Source organism: Phaeodactylibacter xiamenensis (genome assembly GCF_000759025.1).
GTDB lineage: Bacteria > Bacteroidota > Bacteroidia > Chitinophagales > Saprospiraceae > Phaeodactylibacter > Phaeodactylibacter xiamenensis.
Genome location: NZ_JPOS01000014.1, coordinates 64,673 through 83,818, shown reverse-complemented (window position 1 = coordinate 83,818; position 19,146 = coordinate 64,673). Strand labels below are relative to the sequence as shown.

At 52.3% G+C, this 19,146-nt stretch carries 13 protein-coding genes and 1 pseudogene; 7 read left to right on the top strand and 7 right to left on the bottom strand.

Features of this window, described 5'->3' with window-relative positions:
* The 4 genes and pseudogenes from IX84_RS06050 to IX84_RS32815 form a co-directional block, all read right to left on the bottom strand.
* Nucleotides 1-446 (bottom strand): annotated as a pseudogene (locus IX84_RS06050) (hypothetical protein); the annotation flags it as partial.
* 64 nt (nucleotides 447-510) lie between these two features.
* Entirely contained in the window at nucleotides 511-2,040 is a 1,530-nt protein-coding gene (locus tag IX84_RS06045; RefSeq protein ID WP_044217537.1) for a T9SS type A sorting domain-containing protein, read from the bottom strand.
* Between the two features lie 64 nt (nucleotides 2,041-2,104).
* Nucleotides 2,105-5,677 carry a zinc-dependent metalloprotease gene (locus tag IX84_RS06040; RefSeq protein WP_160213677.1) on the bottom strand — a complete coding sequence of 1,191 codons (3,573 nt, stop codon included), beginning with the start codon at nucleotides 5,675-5,677 and terminating at the stop codon, nucleotides 2,105-2,107.
* A 583-nt stretch (nucleotides 5,678-6,260) separates the two neighbouring features.
* The gene (locus IX84_RS32815) at nucleotides 6,261-6,503 is read right to left on the bottom strand and encodes a hypothetical protein (protein ID WP_152604939.1); all 243 of its coding nucleotides are present in this window, start codon (nucleotides 6,501-6,503) and stop codon (nucleotides 6,261-6,263) included.
* 277 nt (nucleotides 6,504-6,780) lie between these two features.
* Here IX84_RS32815 and IX84_RS06030 point away from each other — a divergent pair, with 277 nt between their 5' ends.
* The 4 genes from IX84_RS06030 to IX84_RS06015 all read left to right on the top strand — a co-directional run bounded on the left by IX84_RS06030 (nucleotide 6,781) and on the right by IX84_RS06015 (nucleotide 11,009).
* Nucleotides 6,781-7,305: a DUF4920 domain-containing protein gene (locus IX84_RS06030; RefSeq protein ID WP_052515801.1), complete on the top strand. Its 525-nt coding sequence runs from the start codon at nucleotides 6,781-6,783 to the stop codon at nucleotides 7,303-7,305.
* Nucleotides 7,306-7,571: 266 nt separating this feature from the next.
* On the top strand, nucleotides 7,572-8,165 hold the full coding sequence (locus IX84_RS06025; protein ID WP_044217531.1) for an HD domain-containing protein: 594 nt from the start codon (nucleotides 7,572-7,574) through the stop codon (nucleotides 8,163-8,165).
* A 199-nt stretch (nucleotides 8,166-8,364) separates the two neighbouring features.
* Complete coding sequence (locus tag IX84_RS06020; protein ID WP_052515800.1) at nucleotides 8,365-9,786, top strand: cytochrome c peroxidase; 1,422 nt, start codon at nucleotides 8,365-8,367, stop codon at nucleotides 9,784-9,786.
* 83 nt (nucleotides 9,787-9,869) lie between these two features.
* Nucleotides 9,870-11,009, top strand: coding sequence for a mechanosensitive ion channel family protein (locus IX84_RS06015; RefSeq protein WP_063978254.1), 1,140 nt, complete (start codon nucleotides 9,870-9,872; stop codon nucleotides 11,007-11,009).
* Here IX84_RS06015 and IX84_RS06010 read toward each other — a convergent pair.
* From IX84_RS06010 to IX84_RS06000, 3 genes are all read right to left on the bottom strand, one after another.
* Nucleotides 11,006-11,689 (bottom strand): beclin/Apg6 coiled-coil domain-containing protein, encoded by a 684-nt coding sequence (locus tag IX84_RS06010; RefSeq protein WP_044217529.1) that lies wholly within the window; start codon nucleotides 11,687-11,689, stop codon nucleotides 11,006-11,008. The two genes, IX84_RS06015 and IX84_RS06010, sit on opposite strands and share 4 nt — an antisense overlap.
* 153 nt (nucleotides 11,690-11,842) lie before the next feature.
* Nucleotides 11,843-12,658 (bottom strand): DUF4249 domain-containing protein, encoded by an 816-nt coding sequence (locus tag IX84_RS06005; RefSeq protein WP_044217526.1) that lies wholly within the window; start codon nucleotides 12,656-12,658, stop codon nucleotides 11,843-11,845.
* Between the two features lie 21 nt (nucleotides 12,659-12,679).
* Complete coding sequence (locus IX84_RS06000; RefSeq protein ID WP_044217524.1) at nucleotides 12,680-15,049, bottom strand: TonB-dependent receptor; 2,370 nt, start codon at nucleotides 15,047-15,049, stop codon at nucleotides 12,680-12,682.
* A gap of 187 nt (nucleotides 15,050-15,236) precedes the next feature.
* On the opposite strand from IX84_RS06000, the gene IX84_RS05995 reads away from it, so the two are divergent.
* The 3 genes from IX84_RS05995 (at nucleotide 15,237) to IX84_RS05985 (ending at nucleotide 19,128) form a co-directional block, all read left to right on the top strand.
* On the top strand, nucleotides 15,237-15,809 hold the full coding sequence (locus IX84_RS05995; RefSeq protein WP_044217555.1) for a PhnA domain-containing protein: 573 nt from the start codon (nucleotides 15,237-15,239) through the stop codon (nucleotides 15,807-15,809).
* A 490-nt stretch (nucleotides 15,810-16,299) separates the two neighbouring features.
* On the top strand, nucleotides 16,300-17,787 hold the full coding sequence (locus IX84_RS05990; RefSeq protein WP_238578236.1) for a caspase family protein: 1,488 nt from the start codon (nucleotides 16,300-16,302) through the stop codon (nucleotides 17,785-17,787).
* Between the two features lie 150 nt (nucleotides 17,788-17,937).
* A complete protein-coding gene (locus IX84_RS05985) occupies nucleotides 17,938-19,128 on the top strand; it encodes a C40 family peptidase (protein WP_052515798.1) in 1,191 nt (396 codons plus the stop codon).
* Nucleotides 19,129-19,146: the final 18 nt, after the last annotated feature.

Here is a 19,146-nt window from a genome sequence, read left to right as displayed (position 1 = left end):
TCTTCCTGATAAATGATCCGCTTGTGGAAAAGGTAGTAGAGGCTGTCGCTGCCGGGCATGGGCAGGATTAAGCTGCTTTGGCGGCCGGCGGTGTAGCTAAACCTAACCCCCTCACAATGTTCTTCGTAAACAGCCCCAAAATTAAGGCTGTCCCCATTTTCCATGACCGCCCCTGTGCTGGTAAATACCGAACAACCATTGGTGTAAAACAGTGGATTGCCATCTTCATCGGCAATGCAGGCACTGCTAATAAACAAGTTGGCATTGATAGCATAATCTTTCACCTGCATGGGGGAATTGTTAAAGTCTAAAATCATTCCTTCATACCCGGGGGCAGACTCACTATTGTAGCCTATAATCCATCCATAATCATGCTCTTGGGTATTTCCATTGTATAGGGTAAGCAAAAATACAGGTAGAAGTATTTGGTGCAGCCAGTGTTTCATATCTTATGCTTTGTCTAGCAAGGGCTATCCGGCATGTTTTTCCGGATAGCCCTCAAGCTGGGTCCTATAATTTCACCAACTTCTTCACGCCCGTTATTCCGTCAACTCCTGTAACCCTGCAAAAGTAAGTCCCGCCGGGCAAAGCCGCTGTTTCCAGCAGAACGTGCTGTGCGCCTTCTCCTGCTGTTTGTTGTAGTACCGGCTGACTCTGAAGGCTGTAGAGGGTGACATTTGCCCTGCCGGAAAGCGGGGTGCTAAACTCCACCGTCGTAAGCCCGGAGGCAGGGTTGGGGTAGAGGCTAAAGCCCGCCCCAGCCTGTGGAGGCACCGTAGGCGTACTCACCACCGTCTCGCAGGGCGGAGGCGGTGCCTCGCCGGGGATTAGGGGGCCGAGGCGGTAGTTGGGGAAGTGGGGGAGTGTACTAGCGAGCCGGTGAGGCAGTTGTAGCCCCCTTTGCTCTACCTGACAGGTAGTGCCTCTTTCATTGGGCTGGTGTATGACATGAAGATAAGGCACGGTAGCAAATACATTACTATAAATTTTACAGTCTGGCCCAAGTTGAAGGTTTCCAAAGGTAATAGCATAATTATCCAGAAAGCCATCATATACCGCAACGACAACACCGGAAGCTTCAATGTCCGGTGCCATGAGGTCAAACTGCATAATGGTATCAAAGGCGCTGACGTAACACAGCTCTGAGCTGGGGGAGAAGGCTACCCCGCCCCGTGCATGCACGTCCGGTATGGGGATATGCTGAAACGCACTCAGCGCCCCGGCCTGCCGGTCGAATTCCATGAGGAAGAGCCCGTCGGCACTGTAGCGGGCGTAGTAGCGGCCGTCGGGGGAGAAGCTGGCCTGACCGCCTCTTGATCCACTATAGGAAGCTGGCAGGCCCATTGAATCTATATGAGAAAACGCAGCGCCCGTATTATCGAGTAGAAAAAAAGCATATTCTGGGGATTGATCCAAAGCGTTCACAATCCACCAATCTTCCCCGTTGGCGTGCTTTACTGCCGTTAATTGCCCCCCTACCGTAGGTTCCTCAAAAAGGGCAACATTTTTCTCCACCACCCGGCCCAGCCCCTGATTGGCGCTCATATCCACCACAGAATAAAGGATACGGTCGGTGATGACATCAAAGACCGGCTCTTCCTGATAAATGATCCGCTTGTGGAAGAGGTAGTAGAGGCTGTCGCTGCCGGGCATGGGCAGGATTAAGCTGCTTTGGCGGCCGGCGGTGTAGCTAAACCTAACCCCCTCACAATGTTCTTCGTAAACAGCCCCAAAATTAAGGCTGTCCCCATTTTCCATGACCGCCCCTGTGCTGGTAAATACCGAACAACCATTGGTGTAAAACAGTGGATTGCCATCTTCATCGGCAATGCAGGCACTGCTAATAAACAAGTTGGCATTGATAGCATAATCTTTCACCTGCATGGGGGAATTGTTAAAGTCTAAAATCATTCCTTCATACCCGGGGGCAGACTCACTATTGTAGCCTATAATCCATCCATAATCATGCTCTTGGGTATTTCCATTGTATAGGGTAAGCAAAAATACAGGTAGAAGTATTTGGTGCAGCCAGTGTTTCATATCTTATGCTTTGTCTAGCAAGGGCTATCCGGCATGTTTTTCCGGATAGCCCTCAAACTTAGTCTTATAATTTCACCAACTTCTTCACGCCCGTCACTCCATCAACTCCCATCACCCTGCAAAAGTAAGTCCCGCCGGGCAAAGCCGCTGTTTCCAGCAGGATATGCTGTGCGCCTTCTCCTGCTGTTTGTTGTAGCACCGGCTGACCCTGAAGGCTGTAGAGGGTGACATTTGCCCTGCCGGAAAGCGGGGTGCTAAACTCCAGCACCGTGAGACCTGAGGTGGGATTAGGAAACAGGGTAAAGTCAAGCGATTCGGTTGCCTTTGGCGCCCGCAAGGCAGCACTGGGTTGGCAGAGTGCAGCATTATCAAAACGGTAGGTAGGGTCAGCAAGGCGGTAGAGGCTGCGGGCCCGGAAGACGGCATCGCCTCCGGAGAGGGGGCATTGATTCGCAAGGCTGAATAAGGCACTCAGCTCTGAGCCGGAAAGGCTGTCAATACTTGCTGCTGCTTTGATAGCAAGGGTATTGAAAGCTTGCTCATTGGCTTCGTACAGAGAATCAGCCGGGGCGTTTTGGTTTGCGGCCCCAATGAGAGAAAGGGTTTCCTGCTGCTCTTTTTGAACGGCTGCACGGAGGTTGCCGGCAATGGAATCCTGAAGAGCCAGGCTCGCTAACATTTCCCGTCTTTTGAGCAGTAGTTCAGCCGTGTCCGTTGGAGGTTCAGCCGACAGCGCAGCATCAATGCCAGATAATTCATCCATAACTTCCATGAGGCTACTGTCCTGAGCGGCAAGGGACTGCGCTATAGTGTCTGGCAGGGTGAGCGCTTCTTTAATACTTTGATCAATACTGTTGTATTCGCCTACCGGAGTAGAGCCAGCCTGATTCAGGAAACTGAGCTTCCAGTTGCTAAGCGGGGTGCTTTGGTGCTCCAGGCGCTTGTAAAGGTGGCGCTGCCCGGTGTATTTCAGGGCACTTTGATAACGGCTGGCCTGAAAGGTGCCGTTGCCCAGCTTGCGGAGCAAAATATCCTCGTCTTCTTCCTGCGGGGTTGGAGAATCGGGGGCGTTGTTGGAACAGGCATCGAAGTTGGGGGTAGAGCAGAAATAATTGGTGTCTTGATTATCCGGTGCAATTGGTTCAAACCAATCTCCCGAAGCTGCCCAGCCCGGCAGCACTGCACAGTTACCTTGATCAATCAGGCTTGGGTCAATGAAGAAAGGAGATTGTGAGACAACATCCTCATCCCCCAAATGCCGGGCACCAACTTCCACACCATTTTCCGAATCCATATAGCTGCCGCACCAGTAGTTGTTGTGATAGTTTTGTTGCCCGATGATTCCATCTTCATTGAGGAGCAACCCATGGAAATGGTCCCCCATAGTATTCCCCCGGAATTGGACGGCATCGCCCATGCCATTGAAGCGGAAGCCCCGGAAGGTATTGTTGGTTTGGTTGCAGTCGAGCCAGGTCCCGGCCGCGCCAAATCCATCAATACCGATAGTGTTGGGGCCAAAATTAGCGGGGCCTTCCACGGTGTTGCAGCGCAGCCATGCGTTTTCGGTGCCCTCCAGCTGAATGCCGGTTTGGTTGGCGTTGTTGCCTTCGAGGCGCACCACATTCTCTTTGAGGTCGATGTAGCGGCCGGTGCCCAGGAGGATGCCGGTGCCGTTGCCGGGCAGCGTCACCTGGTTTTTGGCGATATTGTACTTGCCAAAGTCCGTTGCACTGGCAAAGGCGCTTTCATCAACGAGGATACCGGTCAGTTCACCGCCTGCTTCAGCCCCGAAGTTGATACGATTATCCCCTATCCAGGCGTGCAGGGGATTATTCTGGACCAGTTCTATACCGGTCTGATTTACGGCCATATCATAGTTGTTAAATATCCTGAGGAAGCGTTGGTCACAATTGGCTGCACGTATGCCAACATCGCAATTGTTGATCGACAAGCTCCTTATCCAGGCACTGCTTTGCTCAATATCAACCGCATGATCACAGTCTTCGAAGTATAGGGCTTCACCCGTCCCGCTCATGAAAATATTGGCATTGTAAACGGAAGCGCCCCTAACTCCAACTGCACGTCCTGTAAAGGGGAATGCGGAAGGTTCATTGGGTGGGGGAGCAGTGATATTGGTAAAAGAACTATTCCTCACACTGAGCGTAGCCCGTGAGGCATAGATGCCATTTTGAAGCCCATCAAAGCGGTTCGGGCTTTTGTTTAAATCGCCCAGGATCACAGCCCCTTTGTTGATCCGGACGCCAAATGCTGACCGGGTATCTTGTAATGGAGCTTTCAGGTAGCCCTCACCACGGAAATCATTGCCATAGAACCGATAAAGGTCAGCGGTATTGGTGTAGTATTTATTGTCGAGGCTTACGCCAACGTAATTATTCAGAAAGTTGCAATTGGTAATACCTGCCCGGGCGCCATTGCCCAGTTTTATAGCTGTTGTCCCATCCCGGATATCGCAACGCTGCGCAATAAGTTCAGCTCCGTCTTCTACCTGAATAGAACCCCACATGCCATCGCACCCACGAATACGGGTATCCCTTAGCTCCAGGGTGCCGCTTTCCACTATAATACGGGTACCCGGCTCCATGAGCAATATAGAGGCTGTATTCGTGATGGAGTATTGATCAGCTCCGCTAATGTTGTCCATATCAATGATGAGATCGTCAATTACACGCCTTCTGATTTGTTCTCCAGTAGATCCAGTCGGCGGCATCAATCCTGCTCCGATTAAGAAAGACAATCTTCCATTTATTGGTTCAAACTCATTATCGTCTGCGGCATCGGAATAAAAAGTGTTGGCTGGAAAATTCAAGATAAAGGTATCTTCTTCTAAATGTTGTGTACTGTTGGAGTCAAGGTGTGTACTATCGACAGATATCAAAGCCGTGTATGAATCGAATAAATTTGGAGCCAGGTACTCCAATGCGTATTCGAAGGAAAAACACTCCTCCACATCAAGGTTGACATCCTCAATCGTTAGTATACCGGTATCGAAGGGCCCCTGAGTAACTGTAAAAGGAGCATCAGGAGGGGCAATCAAGTTAATATTGCTAAAATTTCTGAGATTGATTGTAAAATCGAACTCTCCAAGTGCGCAATAATTGCAAAAATCAAAAGTATAATTAACGGTAGTGGTTTCTTCTCCGCAATTTAGCACCATATAATCTTGGTCTGGGGTAAGGCTCAATTCATGATCGCATTCCGGGCATGGCAAGTTAGGGGGATAAGGCCGATAATCCTGATAGCAGCTGCGCGTATCCAGCCGGTTTTGTATTTCATTTAAAGAGCAACTGGAGAGGTTATTACTATAAAAATCTCCACCTCCTCCGCCTGCACACATCAGCGGTTTACATGACTGGCCGGTTGCTGTACAAAGAGCAAAACCAGATCCGCAATAATCGCTATCGTCAATATGGTTCCTTCCGGTTAGTTGATGGCCTAGTTCATGTGCCATAATCTGGGTGAAGTAGTCATTAAAATCATCGTCCGGAGAAAAATCCATGGGCAGTTGCCAATCCACGTAACTCGTTAAAGGCGTAGTTGAATCATCAAAATTACAGGGATCAGTAAAATTTCCATTGGTTTGTCCTGCCGAGGGTAGGTTATTACCAGTGTTAACCATGATTATTCCGTCAACCGGGATGCATGCTCGGTTAAAATTCCAATTGTCCCTTATTGAATTCAAGGCAGAGGGACCAAAAAATTTATCGTTGCTTTTACGGAAATAAGGGCCACGAACATCAAAGCAAATATCAAAATAACTTTTGTAAAAAGAAAAGACCTTATCCAGCCGTGCCAGAAGTCTTTCTGTGATCATCGTCTCCGCATTTTCATCTCCTCCAAACTGGATGTAAGTATCATAATCAACTTCCAGCCCCAACTCGTAAATCGCCCCTTGCGTATTTGCATTGCAGGGACCATTAGGTATGTTCAAAGAAAAACAAGCGCTTTCCGAACTGTAAAACACGATATGTGTATTTGAATTTGATAAACCTGGAATTTCAATAGGGTAAATTTCATACAGTACACCATCCTCAATAATTGTAATATTGGTATAGGTATCTCCAATGTACCATCGGGAATAATTATTGGGTGTGGTTGGGGAGACCCCTAAGAAGGCTTTACATACCCCCATTTGAAGTCCCGTATTAATTGGGTTCTGATTTAGGGAAAAAGTCCAATTGTACTTGTTTTCAATTATAAAATTAAATTCTACCCCCCCCTTTATTTCCATGATTTCTTATGGCTGTAAAGTCAAAATCAAATATGTCCCATTTGTTTTCACCCAGATTGACATCCAATGCTGTTCGAAGAGAATCGTGTACATTGACAATCTGCCCTTGAAAAGCAGTTTGAGCGTTACCTGTAAAGGATACGAAGTGAAAACTAAGGCCAAGAAAAAAAGCAAGAAGGATAGATGGAATTCTGAAGGATAGTAAGTTTTTCATAGAGAGAATTTTGTTTTGACAGTGAGTTGATTGGAGTTTCTTTTAATTTGTTTCTGTGTGAAGATACGTTATAAAGTTGAAAAGACAATGCGCATTGCTGAATTTTAGGGCAAACGTGCCAAATCTGGAACATTTCACGGAGCACGTTTAATTGGGCTGCTGCTGCCTGATCATCATACACGCCCGGCAAGACGATATATAGACCGGGAGCTCAAAATTGGTTATCTTTGCGCTGCAAAGCCTCAAAAGGCCGTAAAGAAATCAAAATCTAGAAATCATGTTGAAGAAACTATTATTTGCCGGCACCTTTGCTGCCCTCCTGTTTTCCTGTAATTCCGAAAGCGCTCCGGCGGAAGAAGCGGCTACTGAAACCACTGAGACGGAAGCGCCTGCCGAGCCACAGACTTTTGGCGAAGCCATCACTGCCGATGGTGCTATTTCTTATCAGGACCTGAGCAGCAAGATGGAAACTGAAGCTGCGGACTCTGTAGCCGTTAAGTTTACCGGTACGGTACAGGAAGTCTGTCAGGCCAAAGGTTGCTGGATGACCATCGCTTCTGACGATCCGGACGCAGAGCCCATCATGGTGCGCTTTAAGGACTACGGCTTCTTCATGCCTAAGGACATCGCTGGGCGCAAGGTCATCATGGATGGCTACGCCTTCGTGGAAGAAACACCGGTAGACGAGCTGCGCCACTACGCTGAGGACGCAGGCAAGTCACAGGAAGAAATCGAAGCCATCACCGAGCCCAAAAAGGAGACGAAGTTCCTGGCGAGCGGTGTACTGCTGCTGGAGGAATAGAAATTCATATTTCAGACAGAACGGAATCGCGATCGGGGCAACAACTGCTGCGGTCGCGATTTTTTTATTGCCCGCAAACCCAAAAAAATCCCACCCTGCATAAGAATTGCCACTTCCGTTTCGTTAAAAGACCCCTGAAAAGGACCTTCCCCGGCTTCGTGCGCAAGCACTCCCCCTTGCGTAATCCGTGCGAAGTGGTTAATTTTAGGAGCCGATCATCAAACGAACAGCAGGAAACCAACCGGTACCGGCATTAAAGCTAAACCATGAATTTTCACGCAGCGAAAGCTTTTATCCTCGACAAACTGGAATCCGAACTTAGCAATCAGCTCTACTACCACGGCATTCATCACACCCTTGATGTGCTGTACACCGTGGAGGAGCTCTGCTATTACGAAAAGGTGACCCCCTACGAGGAAATGCTGCTGAAAACGGCCGCCCTGTTCCACGATTCCGGCTTTACCATCTCTGCACAGGAGCACGAGCGCCTCGGCTGCGGCATCGCCCGCGATCACCTGCCCCGCTACGGCTACAAACCACAGGAAATCGAGCGCATCTGCGGTATGATTATGGCGACCAAAATCCCGCAGACCCCCAAAAATAAGCTGGAGCAAATCATGTGCGATGCGGACCTTGACTACCTCGGGCGTGATGATTTCTACGATATCGGGCGTACCCTTTTTGAGGAGCTCAAAGCCTCCAATGTGCTTACTTCCGAGGAAGCCTGGAACCGCATTCAGGTCAGTTTTCTGGAACAGCACAGCTTTTTTACCCGCACCAACCGCAAGCGGCGCGCCCCAAAAAAGCAGCGCTACTTATCTGAATTAAAGGAGCTTGTAGCCGAATACGAAAAAAATTAGTGCGCAAAGCAGCGCATCGGGCTGCCCGGCCGTTTACGTTATAGTTTGATGATATAGGCGTAAATTTTGTAAGCAGCCCCTAACTACACTCACTAGTTTTAATTGTAGGGGCTGCCTACTTTTCTCTCCCGCTCTTTTCCCCGTTTAAACTTTCCTATTTTCGCTAAGTCTAAAGGTGACACAAAAACACCCTGCTGCTATGACTATGCCCCGGATGGTAACCCTCACTGCTGCTTTCGCTTTATTGTTGGCCCTCACGGCTTTCGGTCCTGATTTTGACCCTGTCAGTAATGATTGCCTAAATCTGCCTGAAGAAGCGCCGTTCAATTACGCCAACCTGCCTTTGCCGCTTTTCTTCAATGCGCCCCCCATTCAGGGTGCAGATAATACACCGGCTGATAACCCCGTCACCGATGAAGGGGCAACCCTGGGACGGGTCCTCTTTTACGATATCCGCCTGTCGGTCAACCAAACGGTAGCCTGCGCTTCCTGCCACAAACAGGAACTCGCATTCTCGGATGATGCCACGCTGAGCGAAGGCTTTGAAGGAGCGCATACCGCCCGGCACTCTATGGGGCTGAGCATGGCGAAATACTATCCCAACGGGCATTTCTTTTGGGATGAGCGCTCCGGCAGCCTGGAAGAGCAGGCGCTGTTACCGATTCAGGACCCTGTGGAAATGGGGCTTACGCTGGACGAACTTATTTACCGTCTGGAAACCACGGAGTTCTATCCGTCCCTTTTTGAAAGTGCCTATGGTGATGCTGCAATCACAGAAGACCGCATTGCCCGGGCGCTCGCCCAGTTCATCCGCTCTATGGTTAGCTATCAGTCCAAATGGGATCAGGGGCGGCAACAGGCCCCTCCGGGCCCGCCGAATCAGGGCCCGCTGCCCAATTTTACAGCCCAGGAAAACCTCGGTAAAGCTGTCTTTTTTGATCCGGAATTGGGGAATTGCGCCGTTTGCCACGGAACAGATGCCTTCATTGCGTCCGAGGCGCGCAACAACGGCCTGGACACCGACCCCTCCATCGACCCGGGCCTGGGTGGTGTAACGGGCATCCCGCAGGAAATCGGGCTTTTCAAGGTGCCTTCTCTCCGCAATATTGGGCTGACCGCCCCCTACATGCACGATGGCCGCTTCGAAACGCTGGAGGAAGTGGTAGACCATTACAACAGCAATGTGCAGCCTCATCCTAATTTGTCTCATCAGCTCCGTATCGGGCCCAGCGGGCCGCCCCGCCACCTCGATCTGACGGAGGAAGAACAGGAGGCCCTCGTCGCCTTTCTCCACACCCTGACCGATGAAGCCTTTATTACGGATGAGCGCTGGTCGGACCCCTTCTGTGGTACGCCTTCCTCTACGCTGCAGCCATTGCCACAACAGGGATGGACGGTTTTCCCCAACCCTGCCGGCCCCACCTTTACCGTGCGCCTGGACCACTGGTCGGGGCATCCGGCTCAGCTCCGGTTAATGAACAGCAACGGGCAGCAACTCCGCTCCTGGACGGTCTTCCAGCCGGTCCTGCAACTCCACCGCCAACAACTGGCGCCGGGCTTGTACTATTTGGTACTGCAGGGGCAAAACGGGGCATCCACTCAGCCCATTGTCTTCGAATAATCAGCCAGGATCGAACAAAGCCGGGCAAAAGACGAGTTGTATCTGTAGTACCCTATTTTGGATAACCTCTAAAAAGCCTGTCTATGTTTGACCAACTTTTAGCAACCTCTTATGCCTGGCTACTGCCCTTGATACAGCTTGTACTGGCAGGGCTTGCGGGCTTCCTGCTCTTCTGGGGCATTTTTAAAGGGATCCACTGGTACGGAGAGCGCCGGGACAGCCTGCCTTTTCAATCCTTTAACCGGAATCTCCGCCGCCCTGCCCGCTTTCTGGGCGTGGTGGTTGGGCTGAATATAGCCATAGCCTTTATTGAAGTAAGTGAACGGGTAGCAGGCAATCTCAGCATTTTATTTGAAAGCCTCATTTATGTATTCGGTGGCTGGGCATTGATCGAACTGACCGATGTGGTGAGCGATTTGGTCCGCGACCGCTACCGCCTCACCAAGGAGAATAACCTGACGGAGCGCAAAATCATCACACAGTTTCAGTACATCAAGCGGGTGGTTTCTGTGGTGGTATTCATTGTAGCGGTAGCCTTCATTTTGCTGCAATTTGATAAGGTGCGAGAGTTGGGTACCGGCCTGCTGACCTCAGCCGGCGTGGCGGGCATCATCATCGGTCTGGCAGCCCAGAAGTCAATTGCGAACCTGCTGGCAGGCTTTCAGTTGGCCTTCACGCAGCCTATCCGGATTGATGATGTTGTGATCGTAGAGAATGAGTGGGGCCGGGTGGAGGAGATTACGCTTACCTACGTGGTCGTCCGCATTTGGGATGAGCGCCGTCTGGTCGTCCCCCTGAACTACTTTAACGAAAAGCCTTTCCAAAACTGGACGCGCAGTTCTTCCCAGCTGCTTGCCTATGTATTTTTATACACCGACTACCGGGTTCCGGTGGATGCCTTACGGCAAAAATTCACAGCGCTACTGAAGGATAATCCGCTCTGGGACCAACGCGTCAACGTGGTGCAGGTCACGAATGCCGACCGGCACACCATGGAAATACGGGCGCTCGCCAGTGCCCGCAATGCATCGGAAGCCTGGGACCTGCGCTGCCAGGTCCGCGAAGGGCTGATTACCTTCATACAAAAAGAGTACCCCGAAAGCCTGCCCCGGACAAGGGTGGAATGGGCACCGCTCAAAGAAGGTGCAAATGCACAGAACGGTGCGCCGGATTTCACTTCCCAGGGCGAGCCTTCCGGGGGGAAAGGCGGTACACCGGATTAATTCTTAAGCGATTTCGCTTTCGCCCTGGCCTGTTCCACAATCTGCTTTTGCTTGTTGACGGCTTCGGCTTTCATCTGGGTTTCCTTTTGAGCACTGCCCAGTGTTTTCTTTAACTCCGCAAGCTCGGCTTCCATTTCCTTAATGTCCTCAGCGATATCCTCCTCTTCTTTGCGGGTATCCTTGAGCGCCTTTTCCATGTCCTTGAGCTTGTCCTCTTCGGCTTCCAGGGCTTCCTCGGCGTATTCCTTCATCACGAAATTGCGGAAGCCTTCCAGCCAGTTGCGGGCACCCTCCATGCGGTCAGGGTGGGTAGCGGAGGACAGGTAAGCGCCGCCCAGGTCAAACCAGATGGTCACGATAGCGCCCGGTGCCGGCTTCTTGGATTTTACCGTGGAATAAATGTCAATCGTATTGGCGCTGATGGCTTCGATCTCGGCATTATCGCCAAAGTATTCGCCGGCATCATTCTTCTTAGGCTTGCGGGCATCGAAGTCCTTTTGGTAGTCCACCCACAGGTCAGCGATGTCATCGGCTTCACCAATTTGAAAGTCCACCAGGAAACTGTTGTGTACGCCCTTGCTCATGGAGCGTTCGCCTTCTGCAAAGGGCTGCCCAAGGGCTATGCCAAAGCTGAAGGTCAGTAATGCGAGTACGAGCATGTTCTGTTTTAAATGTAGCATAGTTTTTGTTTTTTGACGGCTGAAACGGCAATTGTCACAATCCGTTGCTTTTGCTACTGCTTTAACGGACGGTCTGAGCAGGTGTTCAAAAAACAAAAGCCCGGTACAGAAAGGGCTGCACCGGGCTATGCTACTTCTTTTGTTGAAACAATGCTACGGGTTAACCTCTGTCTCCAGCGTATGCAGGACCGAAGCCTGGAAGTATCCTAATGCTCCGCCTTCGATATTGGTCCGCACATTGGCGGGCTGCCCGCTAAACATGCCGCCATCGTTGTTGATATTGGAACTGAGATCGAGATAGTACCGGTACGCCTGCCGGGTAATGGGGTACATCTCCAGTTTTGCTTTGTCTGATGCGGCGTAGTAAAGCGGAGCCGGGAGTGCCTGAATATTGCCTCCCAGTATGGTATCGTCATACGCGAAAATCCAGCTGCCGTCATTCGTGAAAAGGGTGTCATTCCGGTAAAACTTGAACAGGTAAAAGTTTTGGGTCTCCTGTGGCTCCTTACCGTAGATGAGGACTTCGTAGAACCGGCCTTCCTCTTCCGGGTCGGCTTTTTCAGCAGGATCTTCCCGCACGGCGAGGCTGTCCAGTGGCGGCACGTCCTGCATCACTTCCTCAGCAGTGTAGGTTTGTCCGTCCACTTCCACGTGAAGGGTGTAAGTAATGCCGGGTGTTCCCGCGAAGGGCTCCGCAGGTACATAGTAGCCGGGCGTACTTTCTGTATAGTCCATCACATAGCCATACGCATCCGAAACGCTTACCGATGCTCCACTGACGGTGGGCACTTTTTCTTTTGCCCCAAAGGGAATGGTCCGGGTGAGCTGTACATACTGCCGGCCTGGCTGATTGGTAACCAGGGCCTCTATGATGAGCCTGGGCTCAGCCTGCTGAATGTCTAACTCGACGACTTCATCGCAGCTGCTTAGCGCAATAACAGACAGGAAAATAATGATGATATTTTTCATGGTGTGGGTCAATTCGGGTGGTTAAAAATTAAAGTTCCAGGTGAAGTAGGGCATTGCGCCAAAGAGGTAGACCATCCGGGCTTCCTTCTCGGTGCCATCGCCTATGATATTGCCGTCATCGTCCTGTTTGGTTTGGGTGTAGATCGTCCAGGGGTTCTTGCGGTTGTACGCATTGTACACCCCGAAGCTGAAGCTGTTGTTCCACCGCCGTCCTTCGTTTTTCTTAGGCTCGTAGGTGGCAGAAAGGTCGAGGCGGTGGAAGTCAGGCAGGCGGTAGCCGTTGCGCTCGGAGTAGTAGTTGGCCAGGTAGCCGTCAAACTCGTATTGCCCGACCGGCAGCGTAATAGGGCGGCCGGTGGCGTAGGTGAAGTTGGCCCCCACATTCCAGCGGTTGTTGATGTCGTAGTTCATGGCTACATTCAGGTTGTGGCGGCGGTCGTGATTGGCGGGAAAGGGTTGGTCGGCATTGAGGCCCGGTACGTCCATTTCGGCCTTAGACCAGGTGTAGCTGACGAAGCCCCGCAGGCTGCCTTTGTTCTTGCGCAGGAACAGCTCCAGCCCGTAGGCTTCAGATTCGCCCTGCCGGAATTCGGTCACGATGTGGGGGTTGAAAAACAGCTGGGCATTATCCACAAAGTCGGTCACATCAGTGGATTTCTTGTAGTAAGCCTCTGCTGAGAACTCGTAGGTATTGTCCTGCAAATTCCGGAAGTAGCCCACTGCCAGTTGGTCTGCCCGCTGCGGGTCGAGGTAAGGCGAGCTCGGTGACCAGGTCGCAAAGGGAATGGGCACCGTCGAATTGGAAACCAGGTGTACGTACTGCACCATACGGTTGTACGAGAGCTTCAGGGACTGCCTGTCGTCGATCATGAAGCGGGCACCAAAGCGGGGTTCCGGATTCTGAAAGCTTTTGATAATGTCAAAGTTGCCATAGACGGTGGAGTCCACGATCTCGATGTTACCATTATTGCCCGGCTCGGCATAGTCATAGACCGTGCCTTCGCCGATATTCTGGAAAAGGCTGTAGCGTACGCCATACTCCAGGCTCAACCGGTCGCTCACCTGATGCTCTGCGCCTGCGTACAGGGCGTGGTCCAGGGCAAACTGCTTTTGCATCTCAGTCGTTTCGTAGATGCTGTCGTCTCCATTGGGCGTAATGGTGCCCGGTGTGAACCGCCGGTAAATGCCCTGATAGCCAAATTTGAGGGTAATGTCCGGATTGAGGAAAAAGGTCATATCCTGCTTCAGCGAAGCCTCCCGCTGATTGGCCACCCACTCAAAGCCCTGTACCTCGTCCTTGTCCTGCAGGGCGTAGTCAAAATCGCTGTAGATCAGCGTCAGGTTGGAGAATAGACGCTCGCTGAACAGATGGTTCCAGCGGAAAGAGGTCGTGGTATTCCCCCAGTCCATTTGGAAGGCATCATCAAACTGCCAGATATCGCGCCCGCTGTAGGCAGACAGGAAGAAGCGGTCTTTGTTACTTGCTTTCCAGTTGACTTTGGCATTTAGGTCGTGGAAGATGACTGCTGTGCCGTCCAGCTGTTCACTATTGCGGGTGTACAGGTCGGCATAGGAGCGGCGGCCCGCCAGGATAAAGGAAGCTTTGTCTTTCACAATCGGCCCTTCAATGGTGCCCTTCGCGGCCAGGATGCCGATGCCGCCGGAGCCGGAAAATTGCTTGGCGTTACCGTCCCGGGTCGTCACTTCCAGCAGAGAAGACAGCCGGCCTCCGTATTTGGAGGGGATACCGCCCTTGTACAGCTCGGCATTCTTAATGATGTCTGCATTGAAGACCGAGAACAGCCCAAAGAGATGGCTGACATCATAGACCGGCGCCTCGTCGAGCAGCACCAGGTTTTGGTCTGCGCTGCCGCCCCGCACGAAGAAGGCGGAGGTTCCTTCGCCCGCGCTCGTTACGCCCGGCAGGGTTTGGATGGTTTTGATCACATCCGGCTCACCCATGAGGGAAGGCATTTTCTTAATGTCCTCAATGGGCAGGGCGATACGGCTCATGGCTACCTGCTTCACGGATTCGTTGGCGGCCTTGTCCGTCACCACCACTTCCTGCAGGACAGCGGAAGAGGGCGTGAGCTCCACATTCAGCTCTGTGTCTGCGCTCAGGGTGATGGCCCGGGTAAGCGGCTGAAAGCCCAGGTAGGTGAACGTGAGCTCGTACTGCCCGGCAGGCAGGGTGAGGGAGTAGAATCCGTAGAGATTGGTGGTGGCCCCGGCGCTGGTAGTAGGCTCAAGGACATTGGCATACAATAGTTCTTCTCCGCTGCTGCTGTCTTTGATGTACCCGCTGAGGGTGTACTGAGGTTCGTTTTGTGCCATCCCTGCCTGAATGATGAACAGGCAAAGCAGGCTGGCCAAAATGGCTCGCTTTTTCATGGTTTTGATTTTCGGATGATTTCTAAAGTGTGTCGGAATCGCTATACTGATGCTTGCGCCCCCTACCTCCCCCCTGTCTTTTTTTGAGAATGCTGCCAACTTGACACCGTTCCCGACCAATAGATGGCCTTACCCGACGAATGAATGCCGGGTTTATCCTACCTTTGCGGCAGCCAAAAAAGTCACTATGTCTGTAGAGAAAGAATTGATGGCCCGCAGCGGCCAGGCCTGCGAGCTATGCGGGCAAAGCGAATCCCTTGAGGTGTATACGGTCCCGCCGGCCGATGCCCCGTCCGTAGCCGAAAGCATTCTGGTCTGTGGGGCTTGCCATACGCAACTTACTGATCCGGATAATCTCGACCCCAATCACTGGCGCTGCCTCAATGACAGCATGTGGAGCACCGTCCCGGCGGTACAGGTCGTAGCCTGGCGCATCCTCAACCGCCTGCGCGGAGAGGGCTGGCCCGCTGAGCTGCTCGATATGATGTACCTGGACGAGGATACCCTGGCCTGGGCAAAAGCCGGGCTGCCGGATGAAAACGCATTGGTCCACCTCGACAGCAACGGGCAGGTGCTCGAAGCCGGAGATACCGTGACCCTGATCAAAGACCTGAAAGTCAAAGGCGCCAATTTTACGGCCAAACGGGGCACCGCCGTGCGCCGCATATCACTGGTGCACGACAATGCCGGCCAGATCGAAGGCAAAGTAGAAGGGCAACAAATCGTCATTTTGACCGAGTATGTGAAGAAAAGGAGCTGATGGGCCGGGCTTGTCCAGCAGGTGATTTTCACCTGTCCGGGAAACGACGACATACATCGAAAAAGTCCTAATGTTTTATTAAAGGTTTTGAACTTGGCAATACATGCACCCGTTGTGCAGTATTGAAAAGCATATTGACTGACATCCAAAACCGAGCTATCCCTTATGGTAATACCCCCTACACTTGACAACTACGCTTTGGGCTTTACATCTATACGCTTAAAAAAGTGGTTTGCGACATCGGTCCGTGACAAAGCGTAGCTTGTCAGGACAGGAGCAGGTCACTTTCCAGCGTTTATGCCGACATCAAGTCGGTTTGCTGTGGCAAACCACTTTATCGTCGGTATGACCCTAAAGCCCGCTTGAACACCAGCTTTGACGACCGCTAGTTCCGCATCGTAATTTTTTACGTTTGGAAGTGGCAGCATCAGGGCACCAAAACAACACAACCATGAGGAGGGCTGCACTATTTGCAATTTTAAGCACTGTATTGACTATTTCACTAACTGCCCAGATTGACTGTAAATCTGGCGATTGTATCAACGGAGAAGGCGTTTGCATCTACCCTAGCGGTGCCCGCTACGAGGGGCGCTTCCGGGACGGCAAGCCGCAGGGCAACGGCACCTTGATTTTTTCTGATGGCCGGGAGTATACCGGCGACTGGAAAAATGGCTTCAAGGAAGGCCGGGGCATTCTCACCTATCCCAATGGCGACAAATACACTGGCGATTTCCGGGACAACAAGTTTCATGGCCGCGGCATTATGGCGTATGCCAATGACAACCGCTATGAAGGCTTTTGGGTGAATGGGCAGCAATCCGGCAAAGGGACGCTTCATTTTGCCAATGGCGATCGCTACGAGGGCGGCTTCATGGCCGGGCAGTTCAATGGCATGGGCCGGATGTACTACTCGGATGGCTCTGTCTACGATGGCCAATGGAAAGACAATGACCGCCACGGCCGGGGCAACCTGTCCTTTCCGGACGGGGAGGAGATCGTTGGCGAATGGTCGGACGGGCAGTACCTGGCTGACTGGAGCAAATTTGGTTACGAAGGCGACACCACAAATCTCCGCAATTGCAACAACATCTACTGCCAAAACGGCAAAGGCAAGTTTACCTATGAGGATGGCTCCAAGTATGTGGGGGACTTCCGGGAGGGGCAGCCCGAAGGGCACGGCACCGTCTACTACGTGAGCGGCAGCAAATACATGGGCAGCTGGAAAGACCATACCCCGCACGGGCGGGGCGTGATGTACTACGCAAGTGGCCGCGTGGTGGGCGCGATCTGGGATTTCGGCAAGCCTGCCAAAAAGTTATTCATAGAAGGCGGTACCGATCAGCAGATGCCGGTAGCGGTGGAAAGAGACCCCGAAGTGAAAATATGGGCCGTCATTATCGGTGCAGCCACCTACTCCTACATGCCTACCCTGCGCTACACAGATGATGATGCCTATCAGCTGTACGCTTTTCTGAAGAGCCCGCAGGGCGGTGCTATCCCCGATAATCAGATGCGGTTGCTCATCGATGAAGACGCGACCTACCGCAACATTAAGGAAGCCATGCGCACTACCTTTATGCGGGCTGACGAGAATGATGTGATCCTGTTCTACTTCTCCGGGCATGGGCTGCAGGGCTTCTTCATGCCGGTGGACTACGATGGCTACCACAACAAGCTCATGCACGAAGACATCAAGTTTATGCTTGAGAACAGCCGGGCCAAGCACAAAGTCGTACTCGCGGATGCCTGCCACTCCGGTAGCTTGCTGGCGCGCCGCGGTGGTGCAGCTGGCGATCTCAGCCGGTTGTACAAAGCCTTTGAAGACACCAAGGGCGGACTGGCCCTCATGATGTCCTCCAAGGGGGAAGAGTACTCTCTGGAAGACGGCGGGCTGCGGTCCGGTATTTTCAGCCACTTCATGGTGCGCGGGCTGAAGGGCGAAGCCGATAGCAACCACGACGGCATCGTGAATATTTAGGAGCTGTTTGATTTTGTGCATCAGCAGGTGCGCCGATATACCGGAAATGTGCAGACGCCAACGCTCACCGGGGAGTTTGACCATCGCATGCCGATTGCGGTGGTGCGGGAGGATTAGTGAACAGAGTTTTTTATCTTCCCGGTAAAAAAGATGCGAAACCTTCTTTTTGCCCTGGCTTTCCTACTGCCCGCCGCAGGCTGCAACTCCGGCGGGCAGGCGGAGGCTCCACAGCCACCGACCGAGCTTTCCAACCTGATTGACCAACTCAAGGCAGCCCATGCTCCCGATAAGCGGGTGGCCCTCTTTGATATCCGCGCTGAACAGCAGGACGGTCAGTGGCTGCTCACCGGCGAAACCAATCTGCCTAATGCCAAAAAAGCCCTGGAATCAGAAGCAGAAGCACTGGGTTACGCCACCACGGTACAGCAACTGCCGGATGAAGCCCTGGAAGGCCTGCATTACGGCATCGTGAATCTTTCCGCCTGCAATATTCGCTCTAAGCCGGGGCATTCTTCTGAGTTGTCTACACAATCCACTCTAGGCACCTTGCTCAACGTACTCAAAAAAGAAGACGGCTGGTACCTCGTGCAAACCCCTGATGGCTACCTGGGCTGGCTGGATTCCGGAGGCTTTGAGCTGACCGATAAGGCCGGTGCAGAGGCCTGGGTCAATAGCGAACGGGTGATTTACCTGCCGGATTTTGGCTTTTCCTACAGCAGCCCGGGCGGAGAAGGCATCGTTTCTGATCTGGTAGCCGGCAATATCCTGCGCAAGCTCGGACAGGAGGGCGGCTTTACAAAAGTACAGTACCCCGATGGCCGGGAAGCCTATATTATGGCCGATGAAGCCATGGATTATCAGACCTGGCTCGACAGCCGCTCGCCTACAGCGGAGAACATCCTCCGTACCGCAAGCCGCTTCATGGGGCGCCCTTACCTTTGGGGCGGCACCTCTGGCAAAGGCGTGGACTGCTCCGGGTTTACCAAAACGGTTTTTTACCTGAACGGGCTGATGCTGCCCCGGGACGCCTCTCAGCAGGTGCACACCGGCGTGGAAGTGGAAACCGATACCACCTTCTCCAATCTCCTCCCCGGCGACCTCCTTTTCTTTGGCCGGAAAGCTACCGCTGAAAAGCCGGAAAAGATTACCCATGTAGCCATTTATCAGGGCGACGGCGCTATCATTCACGCCTCCGGGCAGGTACGGGAAGAAAGCCTGCGCCGGGGCGATTCCACCTTTACAGAATACCGGCTGAACTCTTTTGTACGAGCCAAGCGTATGCTCGTGGATCAGCCCACGGAGTACGGGATATTGCCCTTAGCGGAAGTGCCGGGCTACTAACATATCAAATAAAAAAAT

What these genes read in the sequence shown, in the direction of transcription:
- IX84_RS06045 (WP_044217537.1), bottom strand. Translation starts at nt 2,040, where the DNA reads ATGAAACACTGGCTGCACCAAATACTTCTACCTGTATTTTTGCTTACC.
- IX84_RS06040 (WP_160213677.1), bottom strand. Translation starts at nt 5,677, where the DNA reads ATGGTTAACACTGGTAATAACCTACCCTCGGCAGGACAAACCAATGGA.
- IX84_RS32815 (WP_152604939.1), bottom strand. Translation starts at nt 6,503, where the DNA reads ATGAAAAACTTACTATCCTTCAGAATTCCATCTATCCTTCTTGCTTTT.
- IX84_RS06030 (WP_052515801.1), top strand. Translation starts at nt 6,781, where the DNA reads ATGTTGAAGAAACTATTATTTGCCGGCACCTTTGCTGCCCTCCTGTTT.
- IX84_RS06025 (WP_044217531.1), top strand. Translation starts at nt 7,572, where the DNA reads ATGAATTTTCACGCAGCGAAAGCTTTTATCCTCGACAAACTGGAATCC.
- IX84_RS06020 (WP_052515800.1), top strand. Translation starts at nt 8,365, where the DNA reads ATGACTATGCCCCGGATGGTAACCCTCACTGCTGCTTTCGCTTTATTG.
- IX84_RS06015 (WP_063978254.1), top strand. Translation starts at nt 9,870, where the DNA reads ATGTTTGACCAACTTTTAGCAACCTCTTATGCCTGGCTACTGCCCTTG.
- IX84_RS06010 (WP_044217529.1), bottom strand. Translation starts at nt 11,689, where the DNA reads ATGCTACATTTAAAACAGAACATGCTCGTACTCGCATTACTGACCTTC.
- IX84_RS06005 (WP_044217526.1), bottom strand. Translation starts at nt 12,658, where the DNA reads ATGAAAAATATCATCATTATTTTCCTGTCTGTTATTGCGCTAAGCAGC.
- IX84_RS06000 (WP_044217524.1), bottom strand. Translation starts at nt 15,049, where the DNA reads ATGAAAAAGCGAGCCATTTTGGCCAGCCTGCTTTGCCTGTTCATCATT.
- IX84_RS05995 (WP_044217555.1), top strand. Translation starts at nt 15,237, where the DNA reads ATGTCTGTAGAGAAAGAATTGATGGCCCGCAGCGGCCAGGCCTGCGAG.
- IX84_RS05985 (WP_052515798.1), top strand. Translation starts at nt 17,938, where the DNA reads ATGCGAAACCTTCTTTTTGCCCTGGCTTTCCTACTGCCCGCCGCAGGC.